The sequence below is a fragment of the Paraburkholderia aromaticivorans genome (assembly GCF_012689525.1).
GTDB lineage: Bacteria > Pseudomonadota > Gammaproteobacteria > Burkholderiales > Burkholderiaceae > Paraburkholderia > Paraburkholderia aromaticivorans_A.
This window is the reverse complement of sequence record NZ_CP051516.1, coordinates 1,520,722-1,539,975: the sequence shown is the minus strand read 5'-3', so window position 1 is coordinate 1,539,975 and position 19,254 is coordinate 1,520,722. Positions and strand designations below refer to the sequence as shown.

16 protein-coding genes are annotated in these 19,254 nt (G+C 64.0%); 6 read left to right on the top strand and 10 right to left on the bottom strand.

From position 1 onward, the window contains the following. The first annotated feature begins 33 nt into the window (after positions 1-33). The 4 genes from glgA to HF916_RS34790 all read left to right on the top strand — a co-directional run bounded on the left by glgA (position 34) and on the right by HF916_RS34790 (position 4,923). The gene (gene glgA / locus HF916_RS34805; protein ID WP_168793340.1) at positions 34-1,494 is read left to right on the top strand and encodes a glycogen synthase GlgA; all 1,461 of its coding nucleotides are present in this window, start codon (positions 34-36) and stop codon (positions 1,492-1,494) included. 292 nt (positions 1,495-1,786) lie between these two features. After that, positions 1,787-2,653, top strand: coding sequence for a pyridoxal kinase PdxY (gene pdxY / locus HF916_RS34800; RefSeq protein WP_168793339.1), 867 nt, complete (start codon positions 1,787-1,789; stop codon positions 2,651-2,653). A 160-nt stretch (positions 2,654-2,813) separates the two neighbouring features. Continuing rightward, complete coding sequence (locus HF916_RS34795; RefSeq protein ID WP_168793338.1) at positions 2,814-3,275, top strand: hypothetical protein; 462 nt, start codon at positions 2,814-2,816, stop codon at positions 3,273-3,275. Between the two features lie 496 nt (positions 3,276-3,771). After that, positions 3,772-4,923, top strand: coding sequence for a branched-chain amino acid ABC transporter substrate-binding protein (locus HF916_RS34790; protein WP_168793337.1), 1,152 nt, complete (start codon positions 3,772-3,774; stop codon positions 4,921-4,923). Between the two features lie 50 nt (positions 4,924-4,973). Here the strand turns inward: HF916_RS34790 and HF916_RS34785 are convergent, their stop codons facing one another. Beyond that, the gene (locus tag HF916_RS34785; RefSeq protein ID WP_168795752.1) at positions 4,974-6,887 is read right to left on the bottom strand and encodes a DUF3857 domain-containing transglutaminase family protein; all 1,914 of its coding nucleotides are present in this window, start codon (positions 6,885-6,887) and stop codon (positions 4,974-4,976) included. Positions 6,888-7,227: 340 nt separating this feature from the next. Next, on the bottom strand, positions 7,228-7,893 hold the full coding sequence (locus HF916_RS34780; RefSeq protein ID WP_168793336.1) for a hypothetical protein: 666 nt from the start codon (positions 7,891-7,893) through the stop codon (positions 7,228-7,230). 334 nt (positions 7,894-8,227) lie between these two features. Between HF916_RS34780 and HF916_RS34775 the strand changes: the two genes are divergently transcribed. Further along, positions 8,228-8,365, top strand: coding sequence for a hypothetical protein (locus HF916_RS34775; RefSeq protein ID WP_168793335.1), 138 nt, complete (start codon positions 8,228-8,230; stop codon positions 8,363-8,365). A 254-nt stretch (positions 8,366-8,619) separates the two neighbouring features. Here HF916_RS34775 and hutG read toward each other — a convergent pair whose 3' ends face one another. The 8 genes from hutG to HF916_RS34735 all read right to left on the bottom strand — a co-directional run bounded on the left by hutG (position 8,620) and on the right by HF916_RS34735 (position 18,163). Continuing rightward, positions 8,620-9,435: an N-formylglutamate deformylase gene (hutG, locus tag HF916_RS34770; protein ID WP_168793334.1), complete on the bottom strand. Its 816-nt coding sequence runs from the start codon at positions 9,433-9,435 to the stop codon at positions 8,620-8,622. 77 nt (positions 9,436-9,512) lie between these two features. After that, positions 9,513-10,931 carry a formimidoylglutamate deiminase gene (locus tag HF916_RS34765; RefSeq protein ID WP_168793333.1) on the bottom strand — a complete coding sequence of 473 codons (1,419 nt, stop codon included), beginning with the start codon at positions 10,929-10,931 and terminating at the stop codon, positions 9,513-9,515. A 10-nt stretch (positions 10,932-10,941) separates the two neighbouring features. Continuing rightward, positions 10,942-12,165: an imidazolonepropionase gene (gene hutI, locus HF916_RS34760; RefSeq protein WP_168793332.1), complete on the bottom strand. Its 1,224-nt coding sequence runs from the start codon at positions 12,163-12,165 to the stop codon at positions 10,942-10,944. 97 nt (positions 12,166-12,262) lie between these two features. Continuing rightward, positions 12,263-12,901, bottom strand: coding sequence for a HutD/Ves family protein (locus HF916_RS34755; RefSeq protein ID WP_168795751.1), 639 nt, complete (start codon positions 12,899-12,901; stop codon positions 12,263-12,265). 2 nt (positions 12,902-12,903) lie between these two features. After that, positions 12,904-14,592, bottom strand: coding sequence for a urocanate hydratase (gene hutU / locus HF916_RS34750; protein ID WP_168793331.1), 1,689 nt, complete (start codon positions 14,590-14,592; stop codon positions 12,904-12,906). Between the two features lie 62 nt (positions 14,593-14,654). Next, positions 14,655-15,350 (bottom strand): histidine utilization repressor, encoded by a 696-nt coding sequence (gene hutC, locus HF916_RS34745; RefSeq protein WP_012432558.1) that lies wholly within the window; start codon positions 15,348-15,350, stop codon positions 14,655-14,657. 24 nt (positions 15,351-15,374) lie between these two features. Next, the gene (hutH, locus tag HF916_RS34740) at positions 15,375-16,898 is read right to left on the bottom strand and encodes a histidine ammonia-lyase (protein ID WP_206002035.1); all 1,524 of its coding nucleotides are present in this window, start codon (positions 16,896-16,898) and stop codon (positions 15,375-15,377) included. A gap of 368 nt (positions 16,899-17,266) precedes the next feature. Next, on the bottom strand, positions 17,267-18,163 hold the full coding sequence (locus tag HF916_RS34735; RefSeq protein ID WP_168793330.1) for a LysR family transcriptional regulator: 897 nt from the start codon (positions 18,161-18,163) through the stop codon (positions 17,267-17,269). Positions 18,164-18,270: 107 nt separating this feature from the next. Between HF916_RS34735 and HF916_RS34730 the strand changes: the two genes are divergently transcribed. Beyond that, on the top strand, positions 18,271-19,194 hold the full coding sequence (locus tag HF916_RS34730) for an NAD-dependent epimerase/dehydratase family protein (RefSeq protein WP_168793329.1): 924 nt from the start codon (positions 18,271-18,273) through the stop codon (positions 19,192-19,194). Positions 19,195-19,254 lie beyond the last annotated feature (60 nt).

Below are 19,254 nucleotides of genomic sequence, written 5' to 3'. Positions count from 1 at the left end.
CCAAACCGAACTAACAGGACAGAGACGGAGCCTATGACGATTCGCGCCCTGCACGTCGCAAGCGAGCTGTATCCCCTCCTCAAAACGGGCGGTCTCGCCGACGTCGCGGGCGCGTTGCCGCCCGCGCTGATCGAGCGCGGCGCCGATGTGCGGGTGCTGCTGCCGGGCTTTCCGGCGGTAATCGCCGGCCTGACCGACCTGACGCCGGTCGCGCAACTGGGCCGCCGCTTCGACGCGCCGGGCGTCTCGCTCGAGCGGGGCACGCTGGCGTCGAACGGCCTGGTTGTCTATGTGATCCGCGCGGCCACGCTGTACGACCGGCCCGGCAATCCCTATCTGAACGACGAGCACGTGCCGTACGGCGACAACGCGCAGCGTTTCGCGCTGCTCGGCTGGGTCGCCGCGCAACTCGCCCAGCAACTGGACCCGGCGTGGTCACCGCAGATCATTCACGCGCACGACTGGCATGCGGGGCTCGCGCCGGCCTATCTAAAGGCGGCCGAGCGCCAGCATGGGCGGCGCTTCGCGCGCAGCGTCTTCACGGTGCACAACCTCGCGTATCAAGGCGTGTTTCCCGCGCATCAGTTCGGTCAGCTCGGCCTGCCGGACGATTTTTTCAGCGTGCACGGCGTCGAGTTCTATGGGCAAATGTCGTTTCTCAAGGCGGGGCTCTACTACAGCGACCGCATCACCACCGTCAGCCCGACCTATGCACGCGAAATCCAGACGCTCGCCCAGGGCGGCGGCCTCGACGGTTTGCTGCGCCATCGCGCGCACGATCTGAGCGGCATTCTGAACGGCGTCGACTACACGGTCTGGTGTCCCGCCACCGACGCGCTGCTCAAGAACCACTACAGCGCGACGCGGCTCGCCGGCAAGCTTGCGTGCAAGGAAGCGCTGCAAAAACGCTTCGGCCTCGCGCAGAAAAGCGATGCGCTGCTGTTCGGCGTGGTGAGCCGGCTAACCGAACAGAAAGGCCTTGACCTGCTGCTCGAAGCGGTGCCGGAAATCATCAAACACGGTGGACAGCTGATCGTCTTCGGCACTGGCGACCCGGCGCTGGAGAATGGTTTGAAACGCGTCGCGCATACGCATCCCGAGTCCGTGGCGGTGGAACTGGGATTCGATGAAACGCTCGCGCATACGATCGTCGCGGGCAGCGACGTGATTGCGGTGCCCTCGCGTTTCGAGCCATGCGGTCTCACGCAACTGTATGCGCTGGCGTATGCATCGCTGCCGCTCGTGCATTGCGTGGGCGGTCTCGCGGACACCGTGGTGGACGCGTCGCTCGAAAATCTCGCCGACGACCTCGCCACCGGTTTCATGTTCGAACGATTCGAACCGAAGGGTATCGGCGCCGCCATCCGCCGCGCCTTCGCACTCTACGGGCGCCGCACCGAATGGAAAGCGACCCAGCGGCGAGCGATGCGCCAGGACTTCGGCTGGGGCGCCTCGGCGGAGCGTTATCTGGCGTTGTACCGCGAGCTCGCCTGAACTCGAACGGCTGTTGGGCAAGCAGGCCGCGCAGCATTTTACGAGCCGGGGTGGCTTCGCAGCCGCCCTCCACCGCGCCCGCGTCTGATGGTTCGGCGCAACAACTCGGGGACGGATCGACTCGCGCGCGGCAAACTCATGTATTGTTTCCTGACGATGCAGCGCGTGCCGATTTCCCGCACCATCTGAAGCAGTCCTGCCGCATGAGGCGTCCGGTGCTCGCCGGATCGCCGCCGCGGTGCACCCTTCCCGTTTTCATTGATCGCGCAGTCCCGTTTGCGCGGGCCACACCATGACGAAAAGCGTTCTGAGCATCCAGTCACATGTCGTCTTCGGTCACGCCGGCAACAGCGCGGCGGTGTTTCCGATGCGTCGGCTCGGCGTCAACGTCTGGCCGCTCAATACCGTGCAGTTCTCGAACCACACGCAATACGGCCATTGGACCGGCAGCGCGATCGACGGCTCGCAATTGGAAGACCTGGTCGACGGCATCGGCGCGATCGGCATGCTGCCGCGCTGCGACGCCGTGCTATCCGGCTATCTGGGCACACCCGAACAGGCGCAGTCGGTGCTGGAGATCGTCAAGGCCGTGAAGGCCGCCAATCCGCGCGCCTGGTACTTTTGCGACCCGGTGATGGGCGCGGCGAGCGGCTGCAAGGTCGAGCCGGGCATCCAGGAGTTTCTCGTGCGCACCATGCCCGAGATGGCCGACGCCATGGCGCCGAACCACACCGAACTGCAGCGTCTGGTGGGACGCGAGATCGAAACGCTCGAAGAAGCCGTGACGGCATGCCGCGAACTCATCGCACGCGGGCCAAAGCTGGTGCTGGTCAAGCATTTGCTCGACCGCAACAGTCCCGCCGACCGCTTCAACATGCTGGTCGTCACCGAACGCGAATCGTGGATGGGACAACGCCCGCTCTATCCGTTCGCGCGGCAACCAGTGGGCGTGGGCGATCTGACGAGCGCGGTGTTCGTCGCGCGTACGCTGCTCGGCGATTCGATCCGCGCGGCCTTCGAGCACACGCTGGCCGCCGTGAATGCGGTGGTCAAGACAACCTGGCAGGCTGGGCGCTATGAGCTCGAACTGGTGGCCGCACAGAATGAAATCGCGCAGCCGCGCGAGTGGTTCGATGCGTGGGTGGCGGATACGGCGTAGTTAGCGCAAGCAATCCGTAATGTGCGCCGCGTGGCGGCCCATTCGCGCCGCGTCTCTCAGTTGTCAGCCGCCCGTCTTATAATGCGTGCCGCGTGGACAAGGCACCTGCCCGCCCGCATTGCATATTTTAGGCATCCGGCATTCAGTAGACGAGGCATCGATGGACGGTTATATCCGCAGCGAGCGGGAAGAATATTTTGAGCAGTTGTGCATCAGCGTCGATTCCGACGAAGTGCATGAACAGGAAGCGATCGAGTTCTTCGAGAGCCAGTTCGACCAGGCCGACTTCGATCCCGCGCAGTGGCTCGACATCGCGCTCTACTATTCGCCGGCCGTGGCGCGCGGCATCGTCGACATGGTGACGCCGGACGACAAGGCGCGCAGCAATATCGCCGAAGTGATCGCCGACAACCTCGACATCTCGTACGGCGAGGACGAATGCCAGAAGTTCGCCGAGACCATCGAGTTCGCGCTGAACAACGGCGTGCCGGTGGACCTCGACCTCGTGCTCGACGGCTGCCAGCGCGCCCTCGACGATCTCGACACCTGGGCCGACGACGACACCAAGGCGCCGCTTCTGCGTCTGCGCGAAGAGTTGTTGCGCCAGCAAGGCGAGCATTGAGCGGCTGGGATTAACGCCGCAACGAGCTTTTACTTCGAGGCGTTGTGGGCGGAATCAATCCGCTACAGCGCCGCAGTCACGCGGCCCGCGCATTCGCTCACGCCTCGGCGCCGCAGTCGCACGGCCAGCGGGTCTCGTCCCGCTACAACGCCACCCCCACACGCCCGGCGCCTTCGCGCCGGTCTCTTAAGCATATGCCGCAATCCGCACCCGGGCGCCCACGCCGGGACGCCGCCGGCGAACGCGCTGCGGCGGTTATGCCGAAATGCTCATTCAAAGCGCCTCGAACTGCCAAGACGGTGGCAAATTGGCTTTCTATATTCGCGCCACATTGACCGCCGCTTGAACGCAACTGCGCACATTCCCGCATTGTTCAAAGCGACCGATCATCCGTAGTCTCTCGATGCGCGCCATGCGAAGTTCATGCGTGCGCGTCGATCCAGCGTTACTGCCTTGCCGCTTTCACAACCTGAAACTGTCGATGGAAGGAGAGACCATGAGTCTTCGCTACACGCTGAAACCGCTTGCCCTGTTCGTTGGCGCCATCTTCGCCATCGCGCCGCCGGCCAGCTTCGCCGACGACCTGCCGGTGAAGGTCGGCTTTGCCGCGCCGCTGACCGGCGCCAACGCCGGCTACGGCAAGGATCTGGAGAACGGCGTCCGGCTCGCCCTGGAGGAAGCCAACGCGCAAAAGATCAAGATCGGCGACAAGGTGGCCCAGTTCCAGATCGTCTCCGAAGACGACCAGGCCGACCCGCGCATCGGCGTGCAAGCCGCGCAGAAGCTGGTCGACGCGGGCGTGTCGGCCGTGGTGGGCCACTTCAATTCGGGCACGACGATCCCGGCTTCGCAAGTCTACGAGCAGGCCGGCATTCCGGTGATCGACCCGGCCGCCACCAATCCGATCATCACCGGACGCGGCTTCGCGAACACCTTCATGGTGATTTCCACCGACGCGCAGAACGCCGGCAACGCGGGCGTGTATGCCGTGGAAGTGACCAAGGCCAAGCGCATCGCGATCATCGACGACCGGACCGCGTTCGGTCAGGGCGAGGCGGACGAGTTCGAGAAAGCGGTGAAAGCGCACGGCGGCAACCTCGTGACGCGCGAGTACACCGACAACAAGGCCGTCGATTTCAGCACGCAGATCACCAAGATCAAATCGACCAATGCCGATCTGATCTTCTTCGGCGGACTGGACACGCAAGCCGCGGGCTTTGCCAAGCGCATGAAGCAACTGGGTATGAACGCGCAACTGGTGGGCGGCGGCGGCGTGATGGATCAGGATTTCATCAAGCTCGCCGGCGATTCGGCTGAAGGCGTGATGGCCTGGGAATACGGACGGCCGCTCGCGCAGTTGCCGGGCGGCAAGGATTTCTCCGCGAAGTTCAAGAAGCGCTTCGGGGTGGATATCCTGTCCTATGCGCCGTTCGGCTATGACGGCGCGTGGGCCGCGATCAAGGCGATGCAGAAGGCCAAGTCCAGCTCGCCGAACGACTACCGGTCCACGCTCAAGGCCATCGATTTCGAAGGCGTGACCGGCAAGATTTCCTTCGACAATACCGGCGCATTGAAGAGCGGCGCATCGACGCTTTATCAGGTCAAGAATGGAGCGTGGGTTCCCATCGTGACGAAGAGCGGGAGTTAAGCGAGGGTCCGGCACGGATGCAGTTGCTTGCGTCCGTGCCGACGGCCTCGCTACGGGTTCTTCGAATTGGCGACCTTGACCACTAGTTCGGCATCGAGATCCCGTTCGATGCGCACGAGATCGTCGTGCATTTCGGCGAACTCACTCGCGGAACACATCTGATGGCCAAAGGCGGCGCGCAGGTGCCGCCTGACCTGCAAGACCCGCGCGGCCGGATCGTAGACGTAGCTGGATGAAAAGGTCAGAAAGCGGTTTTGCACCGCTGTGTCGGACGGCAAATCCGTCACTCTCACGAAGCGCGGCAGCGTCATTTCCAGGGTCTCGTCGAACTCTCCGCCAATGCATGTCCAGGGCTGAGTCCTCGCAGGCTCCGCGAGCCACACCTGCACCTGCGAGCCCATGCCGCCGGAGAAACTCGTCAACGCTGGCACCGCCGTGGTGCCGTCGGTCCAGACGAAGTGCGCCACCTTGCCTTGCATCGACGTGGCAAACGGTCCGTTCGTGGCGCTGAGATCCGCCGTACGCAACTGTGTTGTGCCGTGCAAACCCGTCTGCAATAGACGGTTCGCGGCGATCTGCTGCGTGCGTTGCCGCGTCGAGCGTCGAAAGGTATTGCGCTCGATCTCGGCCGTGAAACCCGCGTCTTCCGCGCGGTAAGCGTAATTCGCCGCCCCGCTTTCATCGATGTCGATCTGCACGCGCGCGCTGCGTTCGCGCAACTGCGCGGCCGGCGTGCGCGACAGGACGCCCTCGCCGACCAGCAACACCGGCCGGTCCATCACGCTCGGCGGCAGATAACCGAACGCCGTGCCGCCCGCCGTCGTGTCCGTGTACAACGACAACTCAGGAATCCAGACAATCGCGTGATTGATCGCGCTCGCGCCGTAGCCGGGCACGTCCGGCAAACTGTAGTACGGTCCGAGATTGAGCAGCACCGCCTCGCTACGGATGCCGACCGCGGCCAGCAACGCGCCGTAGAGCGCGACGTGGTCCTTGCAGTCGCCGTAACGGTTGCGCAGGATGTCGGTCGCCCTGTGCGGAATCGCCGCCGTTTCGCCGAGAAACAAGGCGACGTAGCGGATATTCAGACGCATCCAGTCGTATAGCCGTTGCGCCTTCACGCGTGGATCGTCGGTGCCGGCGGTCAGCGCTTGCGCAAGGTGGACAATCGCCGGGTCGCTAGTCGTCGCGTCGGTTGCGGGGCCACGATAGCGCGCGGCAAAATTCGCGAAGTCCGGCACCGTCGATACTATCAGGCGATCGCCCCAGTTCGCGTAGCCGACCGCGCCCGCTTCGAGCGGCGCATACGGCCCGTGCTGGTAGTCGAACTCGTAGCGGGTACGGCCGTTTGCCGTGACCGGCGGCATGGCGGCGTAGCCGCGCGCGTCGGCGTAGAGCGGCACGTCGGCGGGCAGATCGAAAATCAGCCGCTGCAGTTCGACCGGGTCGCGCGTCGGCTCGACGAGGTACGCGAAGGTGCCCGCCTGCAAGGGCTTCGTGCGCGTCTTGCGAAACGCCAGATGCACGCGCGAGCCCGGTTCCACGCCCGGGAAGATCACCGTGCGCAACACGCCGTCTTCGAAACTCGGCGCGCCTGCCGAGCGCGGCTCCTGCACGTCGCGGATCGCCTCGGGACCGACCGGATGCGCGACGCCGTCCACGTCGATCGTTTCGGCGGCCAGCAACTGCACCTGCTCGATGTCCTTGTTGAACCACACGTAGCGTTGCGCGATATCGTCGACGCCGCTCGTCGTGTTGGCGCGCAAGACGGTGTCGTCGTGCTCCTCGACGGAGCCGTCTTTCTGGATCGTGAAGAGATGAACGTCGCGCTCGATCGTCGAAGGCGCGCGATCGTCGCCGGATGCGGTAGACGCGCTGTCGTCGGCGAACGCGCTGAGCGCGAGGCACGCGCCCAGCGCCGACCCGCAGGCCAGCCTGATAAAAACCGCCGCGCACCGCGTCACGTGCGCCGCGCCCTGCCCCGCGCGCCATCCTGTTGACAACGGGCGAGCGCCTGCTGCAGCGTGACGGCAATTTTCCCCAAGATGCACCTCGGCTGAGTCCGTATCGTGGTTTTAGCACATGGATGGCCTGCGCGTTCTGGCCTCGGTCCGTCGACGCCGATCGATGCGACGGCACGCCGATTCGATGCAACTTCACCGACATCACGCGGAATTCGTTCCGTTGGACCGGCGTGGCGCTCGCGCAGGTGGCGTGACGTGGACACTCGAGGCCGAGTTTCACGCCCGCCGCAGGAGTTCCTCTCGGCCTGCGTAAGCGAGCGCTAGCTCGCGGCTCGCTACCTCATTCCGTCTCGCCGAGTTGCCCGAGCAAAGCCTGCAATCGCTCGACGTGCCTGAGCAGCAGATGCCGATGCTTTTCGATCTGCTCCAGCCGTCCCGCGAGGTCCGCCTGGATCGGGTCGTCGAGATCGGCGGCGGCGATCACGTCTTCCACCTTGGCGCGCATCGTCGCCAGTTCGACCGGCGCGCGAGTCAGATGCCGCTCGAAACGCCGCACGTCCTGAATCGCCGCGTCGCGGACCTTGCGAAAATGCGCCTGACGCCGATGCGCTTCCGCGTCGAGAATTTCTTCCTCGACACGCTTGGCCGGTCCCGGCTGGCCGAAAATCGGTTCGGGCGGCCGCAGCACCGTCTTCTTTCGCACCGGATGCGCCGTGCCGCGAAACCGCGCGAGCGGCTGTTCGTTGTCGATCGCTTCACGCGCGGCGGGCGGGATGTCCTGCTCGGTGTGCGGCACGTTCATCCAGCCGCCCGGCAATCCCGTGACCGCTTCGATGCCGCGCACGAATTCCTCGCTGAATTCGCGCTGTCCGGACAACATCAGTTTCAGATAGCTCGCGGAGAAGGTCATCATGCGCGCGAGTCGCGTCGCCGCGCCGACCTCGCGCGTCAACAGCACCAGGTTTGCTCGCCAGACCGGGAGCAGCAATTCGTCGGAATCTTCCATCGCTGGGTCTTCCATCTTTTGCCCGATGTAGAGATCACGCGCGTCTCGCGCGTTATCGTTTTGAAAGGGTAGACGCTTCACCGCATGGCGCGCAATCCCCGTATGCCATTGCATGAGCGTCGAACTGTCGTAATTACACGCCACTGCGCTATTGCGCGCCGTTGCCCGCTATCCACCGCCGGTGGCGGATCGCGACGATCGCCGTTGTGAATCGACACCTGCATTTGCTCAGCGTTCCTCCGCTCCATGCGCGCGATGTGGCATGCTTGCGGGCGGCCGCGGCACGCCCCGTGCTGCTCCGTTAGTACCCCAACACTGATTTAAGGATTTTGTAATGAAGAAGATCGTCCTCGCCATCGCCGCCGCCGTTGCAGCCCTGAGCGCCATCGCTCCCGCACAAGCTAATGAGCATCATCACCCTGAGTGCCATAAGGTGCACGTTCATCATCACTGGGAAAAGCGCTGCCATTAATGGTGGTGCCACGCCTTGACCGGCACGGCACGTTGTAAAGCCTCGCTAAACGCGGGGCTTTTTTTCGCCATCAAGTCGAAGCAGAGCAAGCAGATTTCTTCAACGCGCTCTATACGTTCTGCGCGAAAACGGCAGCATGCAATCACGGACACATGCTGTTACACCTTTGCGGTGTCAGCCGACGCGCGCACGGTGCCGCGCAAGTTGCGCGGCACCGTGAATCGCGTGGAAAAGAAGAGAATACGAGGGGCGTGTCACGCCGCCTTGACGCGCTCCAATGCTTTCACGACAAGCGCTTCCAGCAGAGGCTCGACTTTCGCGGCCAGGGTTTCGTCATACGCATACGGCATGTGCTCTTCCATATACGTGATCTGCGAGAGTTCGAGTTGCAAAGCATGCACGCCTTGCGACGGCTGGCCATACTCGCGCGTGATATACCCGCCCTTGAAGCGGCCGTTGGCGACCGCCGTATAGCCGCCGTCATATCCTTCGACGATAGCGGCCATATCCTCGGCCAATCCCGCCACCGCGCTCGCGCCGTTCGAGGTGCCGAAGTTGAAATCGGGCAGACGTCCCTCGAAAAAACGCGGCACGTGCGAGCGGATCGAATGCGCTTCCCACAGCAGCACCTTGCCGTGTTTCGCTTTCAGCGCCGCGAGTTCGCTTTGCAGCGCCTCGTGGTAAGGCTTCCAATATGCCTCGCGACGGCGCGCGACTTCGGCCTCGTCCGGCAGATGGCCGGCGAGATATAACGGCTCCTTGTCGAACGTGTCGACCGGCAGCAGACCGGTCGTGTCCTGGCCCGGATAGAGATTCGCGCCGTCGGGCGGACGGTTCAGGTCGATCACATAACGCGCGTAGGTGGGCGCGAGAATCGACGCACCCATGCGCCTTGCAAACGCATAGAGACGGTCCAGATGCCAGTCGCAATCGTCGGTGCGCTGCGCGACAGGCGTCATCGTCGCCGCAATGTCGGCCGGGATCTGCGTACCCAGATGCGGAATCGAAATGAGGAACGGCAGGCTTCCCCGATGCAGCGAGAAAACCGGCGGAGTGTTCGAAGCAGTCATATCAGTCCGGAATCGATGAGATCGAAGGATCGGTTGAGCAGGTCAACGCGTGGGGCGTTGGCACATTGGCGCGCCGCTCACTTGAGCAGGTCAGCCAGCGCCACGCGATAGCGCGCGTATGCGCCCTCTTCATCGCGATGCCGGCGGTTGTCGACGACCTTGTCGCCGCCCGCGTAGACGTCGCGAATCGGTGTTTCACCATGCTCGCAGAATACAACGCCCGAGAGCCAGGCGTCCGGCGCATGCTCTGCAATGCTCGAATGATCCGCGTCGAGCACGAGCCAATCGGCGCGGCCACCCGCTTGCAGCGCGCCGACCGCGCGGCCCGTCGCGCGCGCGCCGCCTTCGAGCGAGGCGTCGAACAGACGATCGGCGACATACGTGGCCTGCGCCGCCGCCAGCACGTTGCGCTGCCGGCGCGTGAGACGTTGGCCGTATTCGAGCAAACGCAGTTCCGCGCGCCAGTCGACGCCGATATGGCTATCCGAGCCCACGCCAATGCGTCCGTGCGCGTCGAGATACTCCTGCGCCGGGAAAATGCCGTCGCCGAGATTGGCTTCGGTGGTCAGGCACAAACCGGCGACCGCGCCGCTCTTCGCGAGTGCCAGCGTTTCGTTCGCATCGACGTGCGTGGCGTGCACGAGGCACCAGCGGCTGTCGACATCGAAACGATCGAGCAGCCATTGCACCGGACGCGCGCCTTCGGTTTCGACGCAGGCATCGACTTCGGCGGTCTGCTCGGCGATATGGATATGAACGGGCGCCGTGCTGTCGATGCCGCCGAGCAGCGCACGTAATGAATCCGCGGATACGGCGCGCAGCGAATGCGGCGCCACGCCGTAACGCAACGCGGCAGTTTCGGGGCGCGCCGCGCGCAACGTGCCGAGCAGATCGAGCAGACTCTCAGGCGTGTTGATGAAACGCTGCTGGTCCTCGCGCGGCGCGCGCGAACCGAAGCCGCTGTACTGATAGAGCACCGGCAGCATCGTCATGCCGATGCCGCTCGCCGATGCCGCATCCACCACACGTTGCGCGAGTTCCGCCTGGTTGGTGTAGCGGCTGCCGGTCGGCGTGTGATGCACATAGTGGAACTCGCACACCGACGTGTAACCGGCCTTCAGCATTTCGATGTACAGCCATTGCGCGACGCTCGCCAGACCTTCGGGCGTGATGCGCGCGGCGAAGCGATACATCAGATCGCGCCAACTCCAGAAGTTATCCGTAGCGCCCGCGCCCGATGCGCGATATTCGGTGAGACCGGCCATCGCGCGCTGAAACGCATGCGAATGAAGATTCGGCATGCCAGGCAATACCGGACCTGCGGCTTTCTGCACGCCGGCAGGCGGCGTCGGCGTATCGGGCGTGACGGCGGTTAGCGTGCCGTTTGCGTCCCACTCCAGCAGCACATTACGGCGCCAGCCGTCCGGCAGGTAGGCGTGCTCGGCGAACAGCGATTGATTCGGTTGCTTCTGTGGTTGCGTCTGCGTCTGCGTCATCTCTCAGGCCCTAGCTCAATTCACGCCGCGTATAAACGGTCTCGCCCGCGCGCACGACTCGCGCACACAGCGGACGTCCAATCCAGTAGGCCAGCTCAGCCAGCGAGTCGACCGACCACACCGCGAAATCGGCCGCGCGTCCCGTTTCCAGCGAGCCGTGCCGATCCGCCTTGCCGAGCGCGCGCGCCGCGTGCGACGTCACGCCTTGCAGCACTTCCGGCACCGTCATGCGAAACAGCGTGGTGGCCATGTTCATCATCAGCAGCAGCGAAGTGGCGGGCGATGTACCGGGGTTGCTGTCGGTCGAAATCGCGATCGGCACCTGATAGCGCCGCAGCAATTCCAACGGCGGCAACTGCGTCTCGCGGATGAAGTAGTAAGCGCCCGGCAGCAACACGGCCACCGTGCCGGCTTCCTTCATCGCGACGACGCCTGCTTCGTCGAGAAATTCGAGGTGGTCGGCTGACAGCGCATGATGGCGCGCCGCGAGTGCCGTGCCGCCGCCGTTCGACAATTGCTCGGCATGCATTTTCACCGGCAGCTTGTAACGCTCGGCCGCCTCGAAAACGCGCTCGCTTTGTTCCAGCGAAAAGCCGATGCGTTCGCAGAACACGTCGACGGCATCGACGAGGCCTTCATCGGCGAGCGCGGGCAGCATGGTATTGCAGACTTCGTCGATGTACGCGTCAGGGCGGCCGGCGAACTCCGGCGGCAACGCGTGCGCGCCGAGAAACGTCGTGTAGACGGTCACGGGATAGCGCTCGCCCAATTGACGCGCGACGCGCAGCATCTTGCGTTCGCTGGCGAGGTCGAGCCCGTAGCCGGATTTGATCTCGACCGTGGTCACGCCTTCGGCGAGCAAGGGTTCGAGCCGCGCGGCCGACTGGCGGAATAGCGAGGCTTCGTCCGCGGCACGCGTGGCGCGCACCGTGGACACGATGCCGCCGCCCTGCCGCGCGATTTCTTCGTAGCTGACACCCGCGAGGCGCTGCGCGAATTCGTCCGCGCGCTGCCCACCGTACACGAGATGCGTATGGCAATCGACGAGACCCGGCGTCACCCACGCGCCGTGCAGATCTTCGCGCGGCCATGCGGCGTATTCGGCGGGTAATGCGGAAGCCGCGCCGAGCCACACGATCGTGCCGTTTTCAACGGCGATCGCGGCATCGGGCAGCGTGTGTTGGGGATCGCCCTGCGGGCAAAGTTTCAGGTGATGCCAGACGGTTTGCTTCATCGCGTGCTCTTTGCAGCTTGTTGCGTGTCTGTGGTGGTTCGCGTGCGCATGCCGTGGCTGCGGTGCCCTATGCGGCGAGCACGCACGCGAATCGTCGTCATCGTTGCGTGTAGCGGATGCTGATTGCGAGCAAGGCGCCCGCACCTTCGACCATACATGACAGCTTGTTCGGCGTGTCGATGCGCAGCGTGTCGCCGGTTGCAAGCGACAGCGCTTGCGCGTCGCCCGGCGTGACCGACACCGAACCTTCCGCGCAATACAGCAGGACCGCGTCGGCGGAAAGCGCGCGTTGCGTTGCGCCGCGCCATACTTCCACTTCACCCTGCGCCGCGTCACGCCGCACCATCAGGTTAAAGTCGCGTGTCGCGCCGTCGACCAGACGCGCGTCGATCTGCGCCTCGCCGGTGAAACGGGCCATGGCGAGCGCTTGCGTCAACGCGTGTGTTTTCACACCTTGCACGCCTTGCGCACCGTCCGCCTCATCCAGCAACATGCCCGCGCCGGACAACAGCACCAGCGTGCGATCGATGCCGGCAAAGCGCGAGAACGGCCCGGCTTGCGCGACATCGGCAACGCTCACCCGCCACACGAAGGCATCGAGCCCCGCGTCTGCGGGAAACGCCGCCACTTCACGCGTGACGCCGCCGCCGTTCTTCCACGGCGCCGCCACGAGGTCGGCGCCGCGAATCAGCGTGAGGCTTGCGCCGCTGCCGACAGGCGTGCTGTGAAGCGCCACGCTCAACGGCCCAGCATCGGCAGATTGAGACCTGCCTCGCGCGCGGTTTCCTGCGCGAGTTCATAGCCCGCATCCGCGTGACGCATCACGCCGGTTGCCGGATCGTTGAACAGCACACGGCCGAGGCGCTCTTTCGCCGCATCCGTGCCGTCCGCGACGATCACGACGCCCGAGTGCTGGCTGAAGCCCATGCCGACACCGCCGCCATGATGCAGCGAGACCCACGAGGCACCGCCCGCCGTATTCAACAGCGCGTTGAGCAACGGCCAGTCGCTGACCGCGTCCGAGCCGTCCTTCATCGATTCGGTTTCGCGATTCGGGCTCGCCACCGAACCGGTGTCGAGGTGATCGCGGCCAATCACGATCGGCGCCTTCAGCTCGCCGTTCTTAACCATTTCGTTGAACGCCTGGCCCAGACGATAGCGATCCTTCACGCCGACCCAGCAGATCCGCGCCGGCAAACCCTGGAACGCGATACGTTCGTGCGCCATGTCGAGCCAGTTATGCAGATGCGGATCGTCCGGAATCAGTTCCTTGACCTTCGCATCGGTCTTGTAGATGTCCTCGGGATCGCCCGACAACGCGACCCAGCGGAACGGGCCCTTGCCTTCGCAGAACAGCGGGCGGATATACGCCGGCACGAAGCCCGGGAAATCGAACGCGTTTTCCACGCCCATTTCCAATGCCATCTGACGGATGTTGTTGCCGTAGTCGAGCGTGGCCGCGCCGCGTTCCTGCAGCGTGAGCATAGCTTGCACCTGCTTGGCCATCGACTGCTTGGCCGGCAGAATGATGCTGTCCGGCACGGTCTTCTGACGCTCGCGCCAGTCTTCGACATTCCAGCCTTGCGGCAGGTAGCCGTGAATCGGATCGTGCGCGCTGGTCTGGTCGGTCACGCAATCCGGCGTGATGCCACGCGTCACGCATTCGGCGAACACATCGGCTGCATTGCCGAGCAGGCCGATCGACACCGGCTTGCCTGCTTTCTTCGCTTCCTCGAGCATGGCGAGCGCCTCGTCGAGCGTCGCCGCTTTCTTGTCGACGTAACGCGTCTTCAGACGGAAATCGATACGCGACTCGTCGCATTCCACCGCGATCATCGAAAAGCCGGCCATGGTCGCCGCCAGCGGTTGCGCGCCGCCCATGCCGCCCAAGCCGCCCGTCAGAATCCAGCGGCCCGAAGGATCGCCGTTGAAATGCTGGTTCGCCACCGAGAAGAATGTCTCGTAGGTGCCCTGCACGATGCCCTGGCTGCCGATGTAGATCCAGCTGCCCGCCGTCATCTGGCCGTACATCATCAGGCCCTTGCGATCGAGTTCGTGGAAGTGTTCCCACGTCGCCCAATGCGGCACCAGATTCGAATTCGCCAGCAGCACGCGCGGCGCGTCGGCATGCGTGCGGAACACGCCGACCGGCTTGCCCGATTGAATCAACAGCGTTTCGTTTTCTTCGAGATCCTTCAGCGACTTGAGAATCTGATCGAAACAATCCCAGTTACGCGCGGCACGGCCAATACCGCCGTACACGACCAGCGCATGCGGATGCTCGGCGACTTCCGGATCCAGATTGTTCTGGATCATCCGGTACGCAGCTTCCGCAATCCAGGTCTTGCAGGTCTTTTCCGCGCCGCGCGGTGCGCGGATCGTGCGGGTGGGATCGAGACGCGGGTCGATGTGTTTCGGGTTGTTCATGATGGCCCTCGGAATGCTTGAAGATGGTCGAAAAAGATTCGGGTACGGCAAAAACGGCAGAGTCAGAAATGTCCGGTGAAGCGATATCGGCTGCCGGGATGCCAGAGATTGGCGATCGAAGCGACCTGGCTTTGCGACCACGTGCGTCGATGCAGCACGAGGCACGGCTCGAGTTCGTCCATGGTCAGCAACTCGCGCGTATCGCCATCGGCAGCCAATGCCTCGATGCGGTACTCGACCCGCTGCAACGGCGCGACGCGCACGAGATACTGGTTCGGCGTGGTATTCGTGAAGTCCTGCAGCGCGTACTCGGGCGCGACCGCCGGATTGACCCAGCGCTCTTCGAGTTGCACCGGCTCGTCGTTTTCGAAATGCAGCACGCGCGAATGAAACACCGGACTGCCCGCGCTCACCTGCATTTCCTCGGCGAGCGCTTCGTCGGCGATGCTCGCGCCGATGTGCAGCACGTTGGCCTGATAGCGATGACCGCGCGCGACGATTTCGTCGGAGATGCTGCGGATCGCCACCAGCGTGGACTCGTACTTGGGACGGGCCACGAAGGTGCCCGACCCTTGCACACGCGTAAGCACCTGCTCCGAAGTCAGCTCGCGCAACGCGCGGTTGACCGTCATGCGCGCCACGTTGAATTCGCGCGCGAGCTCGTTTTCGGAGGGCACCTGGTCGCCTTCGCCCCATTCGCCCGCATGAATGCGCGCGAGGATGAAGTCCTTGATGCCCTGATAGGCCGGTGCGTTCATTGGCTTGCTGTGCCTCGCTGCTGCTTACTGTTCGGACGCGAAGGAGAGCGGGCTCAGCTTCGCGATCGTGCCGTTCTGCACGAGACGCGTGACCGCCGCGATATCCGGTGCGAAGTAGTGATCGAGCTCGTAATGCGCGACGTCCTTGCGCACGGCGTCCATCACTTTTTGCAGGCTCGGGCTGGTCTTGTGCGGCGCGCGCAGATCGACGCCTTGCGCAGCGGCGAGCAATTCGATCGACAGAATGTTCGCGGTGTTTTCAGCAATGTCGCCGAGCTTGCGCGCAGCGAAGGTCGCCATCGACACGTGGTCTTCCTGGTTCGCCGATGTGGGCAGCGAGTCGACCGAAGCCGGATGCGCGAGCGTCTTGTTTTCCGAAGCGAGCGCGGCGGCCGTGACGTGAGCGATCATGAAGCCCGAATTCACGCCACCATCGCGCACGAGGAACGGCGGCAAACCCGACAGCGTCGCGTCAATCAGCAGCGCGATGCGGCGTTCGGCCAGTGCGCCGATTTCGGCGACGGCGAGCGCGAGGTTGTCGGCGGCGAAGGCCACCGGCTCCGCGTGGAAGTTACCGCCGGACAGTACTTCGCCGGTGTCCGGGAAAATCAGCGGATTGTCGGAGACGGCGTTTGCTTCGAGCAGCAGCACGTTCGCGGCGTGGCGCATCTGATCCAGACACGCGCCCATCACTTGCGGCTGGCAGCGCAGGCTGTACGGGTCCTGCACCTTGTCGCAATCGGCGTGCGAGACGTTGATGCCCGAGCCTTGCAGCAGCGAGCGGTACGCGCCTGCCGCGTCGATCTGACCTTGATGGCCGCGCAATTCGTGAATGCGCGCGTCGAACGGCTTGACCGAACCCATGGCCGCGTCCACCGACAACGCACCCGACACCAGCGCGGTGCGGTACAGGTCTTCGATGGCGAACATGTTGTAGAGCGCGAGCGCGGTCGAAGCTTGCGTGCCGTTCAGCAGCGCCAGACCTTCCTTGGCTTGCAGCGTGAGCGGCTTGAGGCCGACGAGCGCGAGACCTTCGGTGGCCGGGATGCGCTCGCCCTTCGCGAACACGTCGCCGACGCCGAGCAGCGCTGCCGACATATGAGCGAGCGGCGCGAGGTCGCCCGATGCGCCGACCGAGCCCTTGACCGGAATCACCGGCAGCACGTCGGCGTTGTACAGCGTGATCAGCGCTTCCATCACTTCGCGGCGGATGCCCGAGTGACCACGGCCGAGGCTCGAAAGCTTCAACGCGATCAACAGGCGCACGACCGGACGCGACATCGGCTCGCCCACGCCGACTGCATGCGAGAGCACCAGATTGCGTTGCAGCAGTTCGAGCTGGTCGCGCGGGATATGCGTGCTGGCGAGGCGCCCGAAGCCCGTGTTGATGCCGTAGGCCGGCACGCCCTTCGCGGCGATATCGGCGACGGCTTGCGCGCAGGTGTCGATCGCGGCGTGGCTGGCGGGATCGAGTTGCAATGCGACGTGTTCGCGGGCGATCTGGCGCAGTTGCGGGAGAGTCAGGTGGCCGGGCTTCAGATTGATCATGGTTGTCTTCCTGTCTATACAATTTGAGAGAAGTCTAGCGACGTCGGCTTGTATATACAACTTGTTTTTTGAGGTTTTGGCCCAGGGGTTTCCATTAGGTCGAAACGCAGGCTTGGCTTGGATCTTGCCTTTGTCGAGATTTCCGTTGCCGCTCGCCGCAGATCGCCTTCAAGGAACTGCCGCTCGAACTTGTATATACACGTTCAAAATCGCGGGCGCGAGGCGGACAAAAAGATTTGGCCCGTGAACCGGCGCGCTTCGCGGCCTATAAGATCGTCATAGAAGAGACCGCTCGAGACGCAAAAAAGCCCGCGCGCTCAGGCGAGCCGCGGGCTTCTGCTGATTCGACTAGTGATGCAACGGCACCGCTAAAGCCTCACGCGCGCCGCGATGAAATCCAGAAAGCACTGCACGCGCCCCGCCAACGACGCGCTCTGGTAATACACCGCGCTCACCCGCTGCCGCTCGTCCGCCAGCAGGTTGCCGAGAATCGGCACGAGACGCTTTTCGCGCACGTCGGCCGCGCTCATGAAATCGGCGAGACACGCGATGCCCCATCCCGACAGCACCAGTTGCCGCAATGTCTCGCCGCTCGAGGCGGTGATCGCCGGCTCGATCTTCAACGATTCTCCGCCGCCCTTGCGCCCTTCCCGCAACGGCCAGCGATTCAGATGCTCCGGCGCCGTGAAGCCGATCAGCCGATGCTCGCGCAACGCTTCCACCGATTTCGGCTCGCCATATTCGGCCAGATACGCCGGACTCGCGAGCACTCGCAGCTTGCTGGTGCCGAGGGCGCGCGCATGCAAGGTCGAATCCTGCAATTCGCCGATGCGGATCGCGATGTCCACCTTCTGCTCCAGCAGATCCACGATCCGTTCGTTGCTGGTCAGCTCCAGCCTGATCTCCGGATACAGCGCCGAAAACGCCGTCATATGCGGCGCCACGCAATGCAGCATGAAGGGCGACGCCGCATCGATACGCAGGCGCCCCGAGGGCCGCTCGCGTCCGCGCGTGACGGACTCTTCGGCCTCTTCCATCGCGTCCAGAATCGCCCGCGCGCGCTGCAGGAAGGTCTCGCCCTCTTCGGTGAGTTGCAGACGGCGCGTCGTGCGCCTCACCAGTGCGGTATCGAGTTTCTTTTCGAGGCGCGTGAGTGCGCGGCTCACGCCGGAGACGGTTTGGCCCAATTTCTCCGCAGCCGCGGTGATCGAGCCGCTGTCGATCACCGTGACGAACACCAGCAACTCGTCGGTGGAAGTTTTCATTGTTGATTTGAAATCAAGTTTGATTTGAGACTAACACGCTTTTTGCGAGAATCAAGACGGCGGATACTGCGTGCATGTCATCGTGTTTCTCATCAAAGGAGAACGTCTTGAAGATTTTCATCACAGGTGCAAGCGGTTTTATCGGCGGTTCGATTGCGGCGCATCTCGCGCGCAGCGGCCACACCGTGCGCGGTTTGATCCGCAACGCCGACCATAGCGCCGAGCTGAAGCGGCTCGGCATCGAACCCATGATCGGCACGCTCGACGACCGCGCGTTGCTGATTGCCGAAGCGCAAGCCGCCGACGCCGTCATCAACGCCGCGAGCAGCGATCATGAAGGCGCGGTGAAGGCGCTGATCGACGGACTCGCCGGCTCCGGCAAAACGTTCCTGCATACGAGCGGTTCGAGCATCGTCGGCGATGCGTCGGGCGGCGAAGCGGGTCAGGCGCGCATCTATCACGAAGACGCGCTGCCCGAGCCGACGCCCGACAAAGTGGCGCGCGTCGCGATCGACCTGCTGGTGCTCAATTCAGCCAAGCTGAATATCCGCTCGGCGGTGTTCTGCAACACGCTGATCTACGGCCATGGCGCAGTGCCGGGCAGCGCGAGCGTGCAACTGCCGCGCCTCGTGCGTCAGGCGCAAAAGAGCGGCGTGGTGCGTCATGTGGGCAGCGGCGGCAATATCTGGTCGAACGTCTTTATCGACGACGTCGCCGAACTGTATCGACTCGCGCTGGATAAAACGCCGCCGGGCACGTTCTACTTCGTCGAAAGCGGCGAGGCGTCGTTCCGCGACATGAGCGCCGCGATTGCGCGCGCGATGAAGCTCGGCGAGCCGCAAGACTGGCCGCTCGAAGACGCGCAAAAGGAATGGGGCTACGAAATGGCCTCGTACGGCCTCGGCTCGAATAGCCGCGTGCGCGGTGAGCGCGCCCGCACGCTGCTTGGATGGCAACCGAAGCGCACTTCCGTGATCGACTGGATCGAACACGACATGATGTCTTCCGAGCAGACTTCGTCCGCGGCGTAAGCCAAGGGGATTTCCTTTGATGTCTCCGGAAGAGTCCCGCAAGAGGATTTCTTCCGGGCG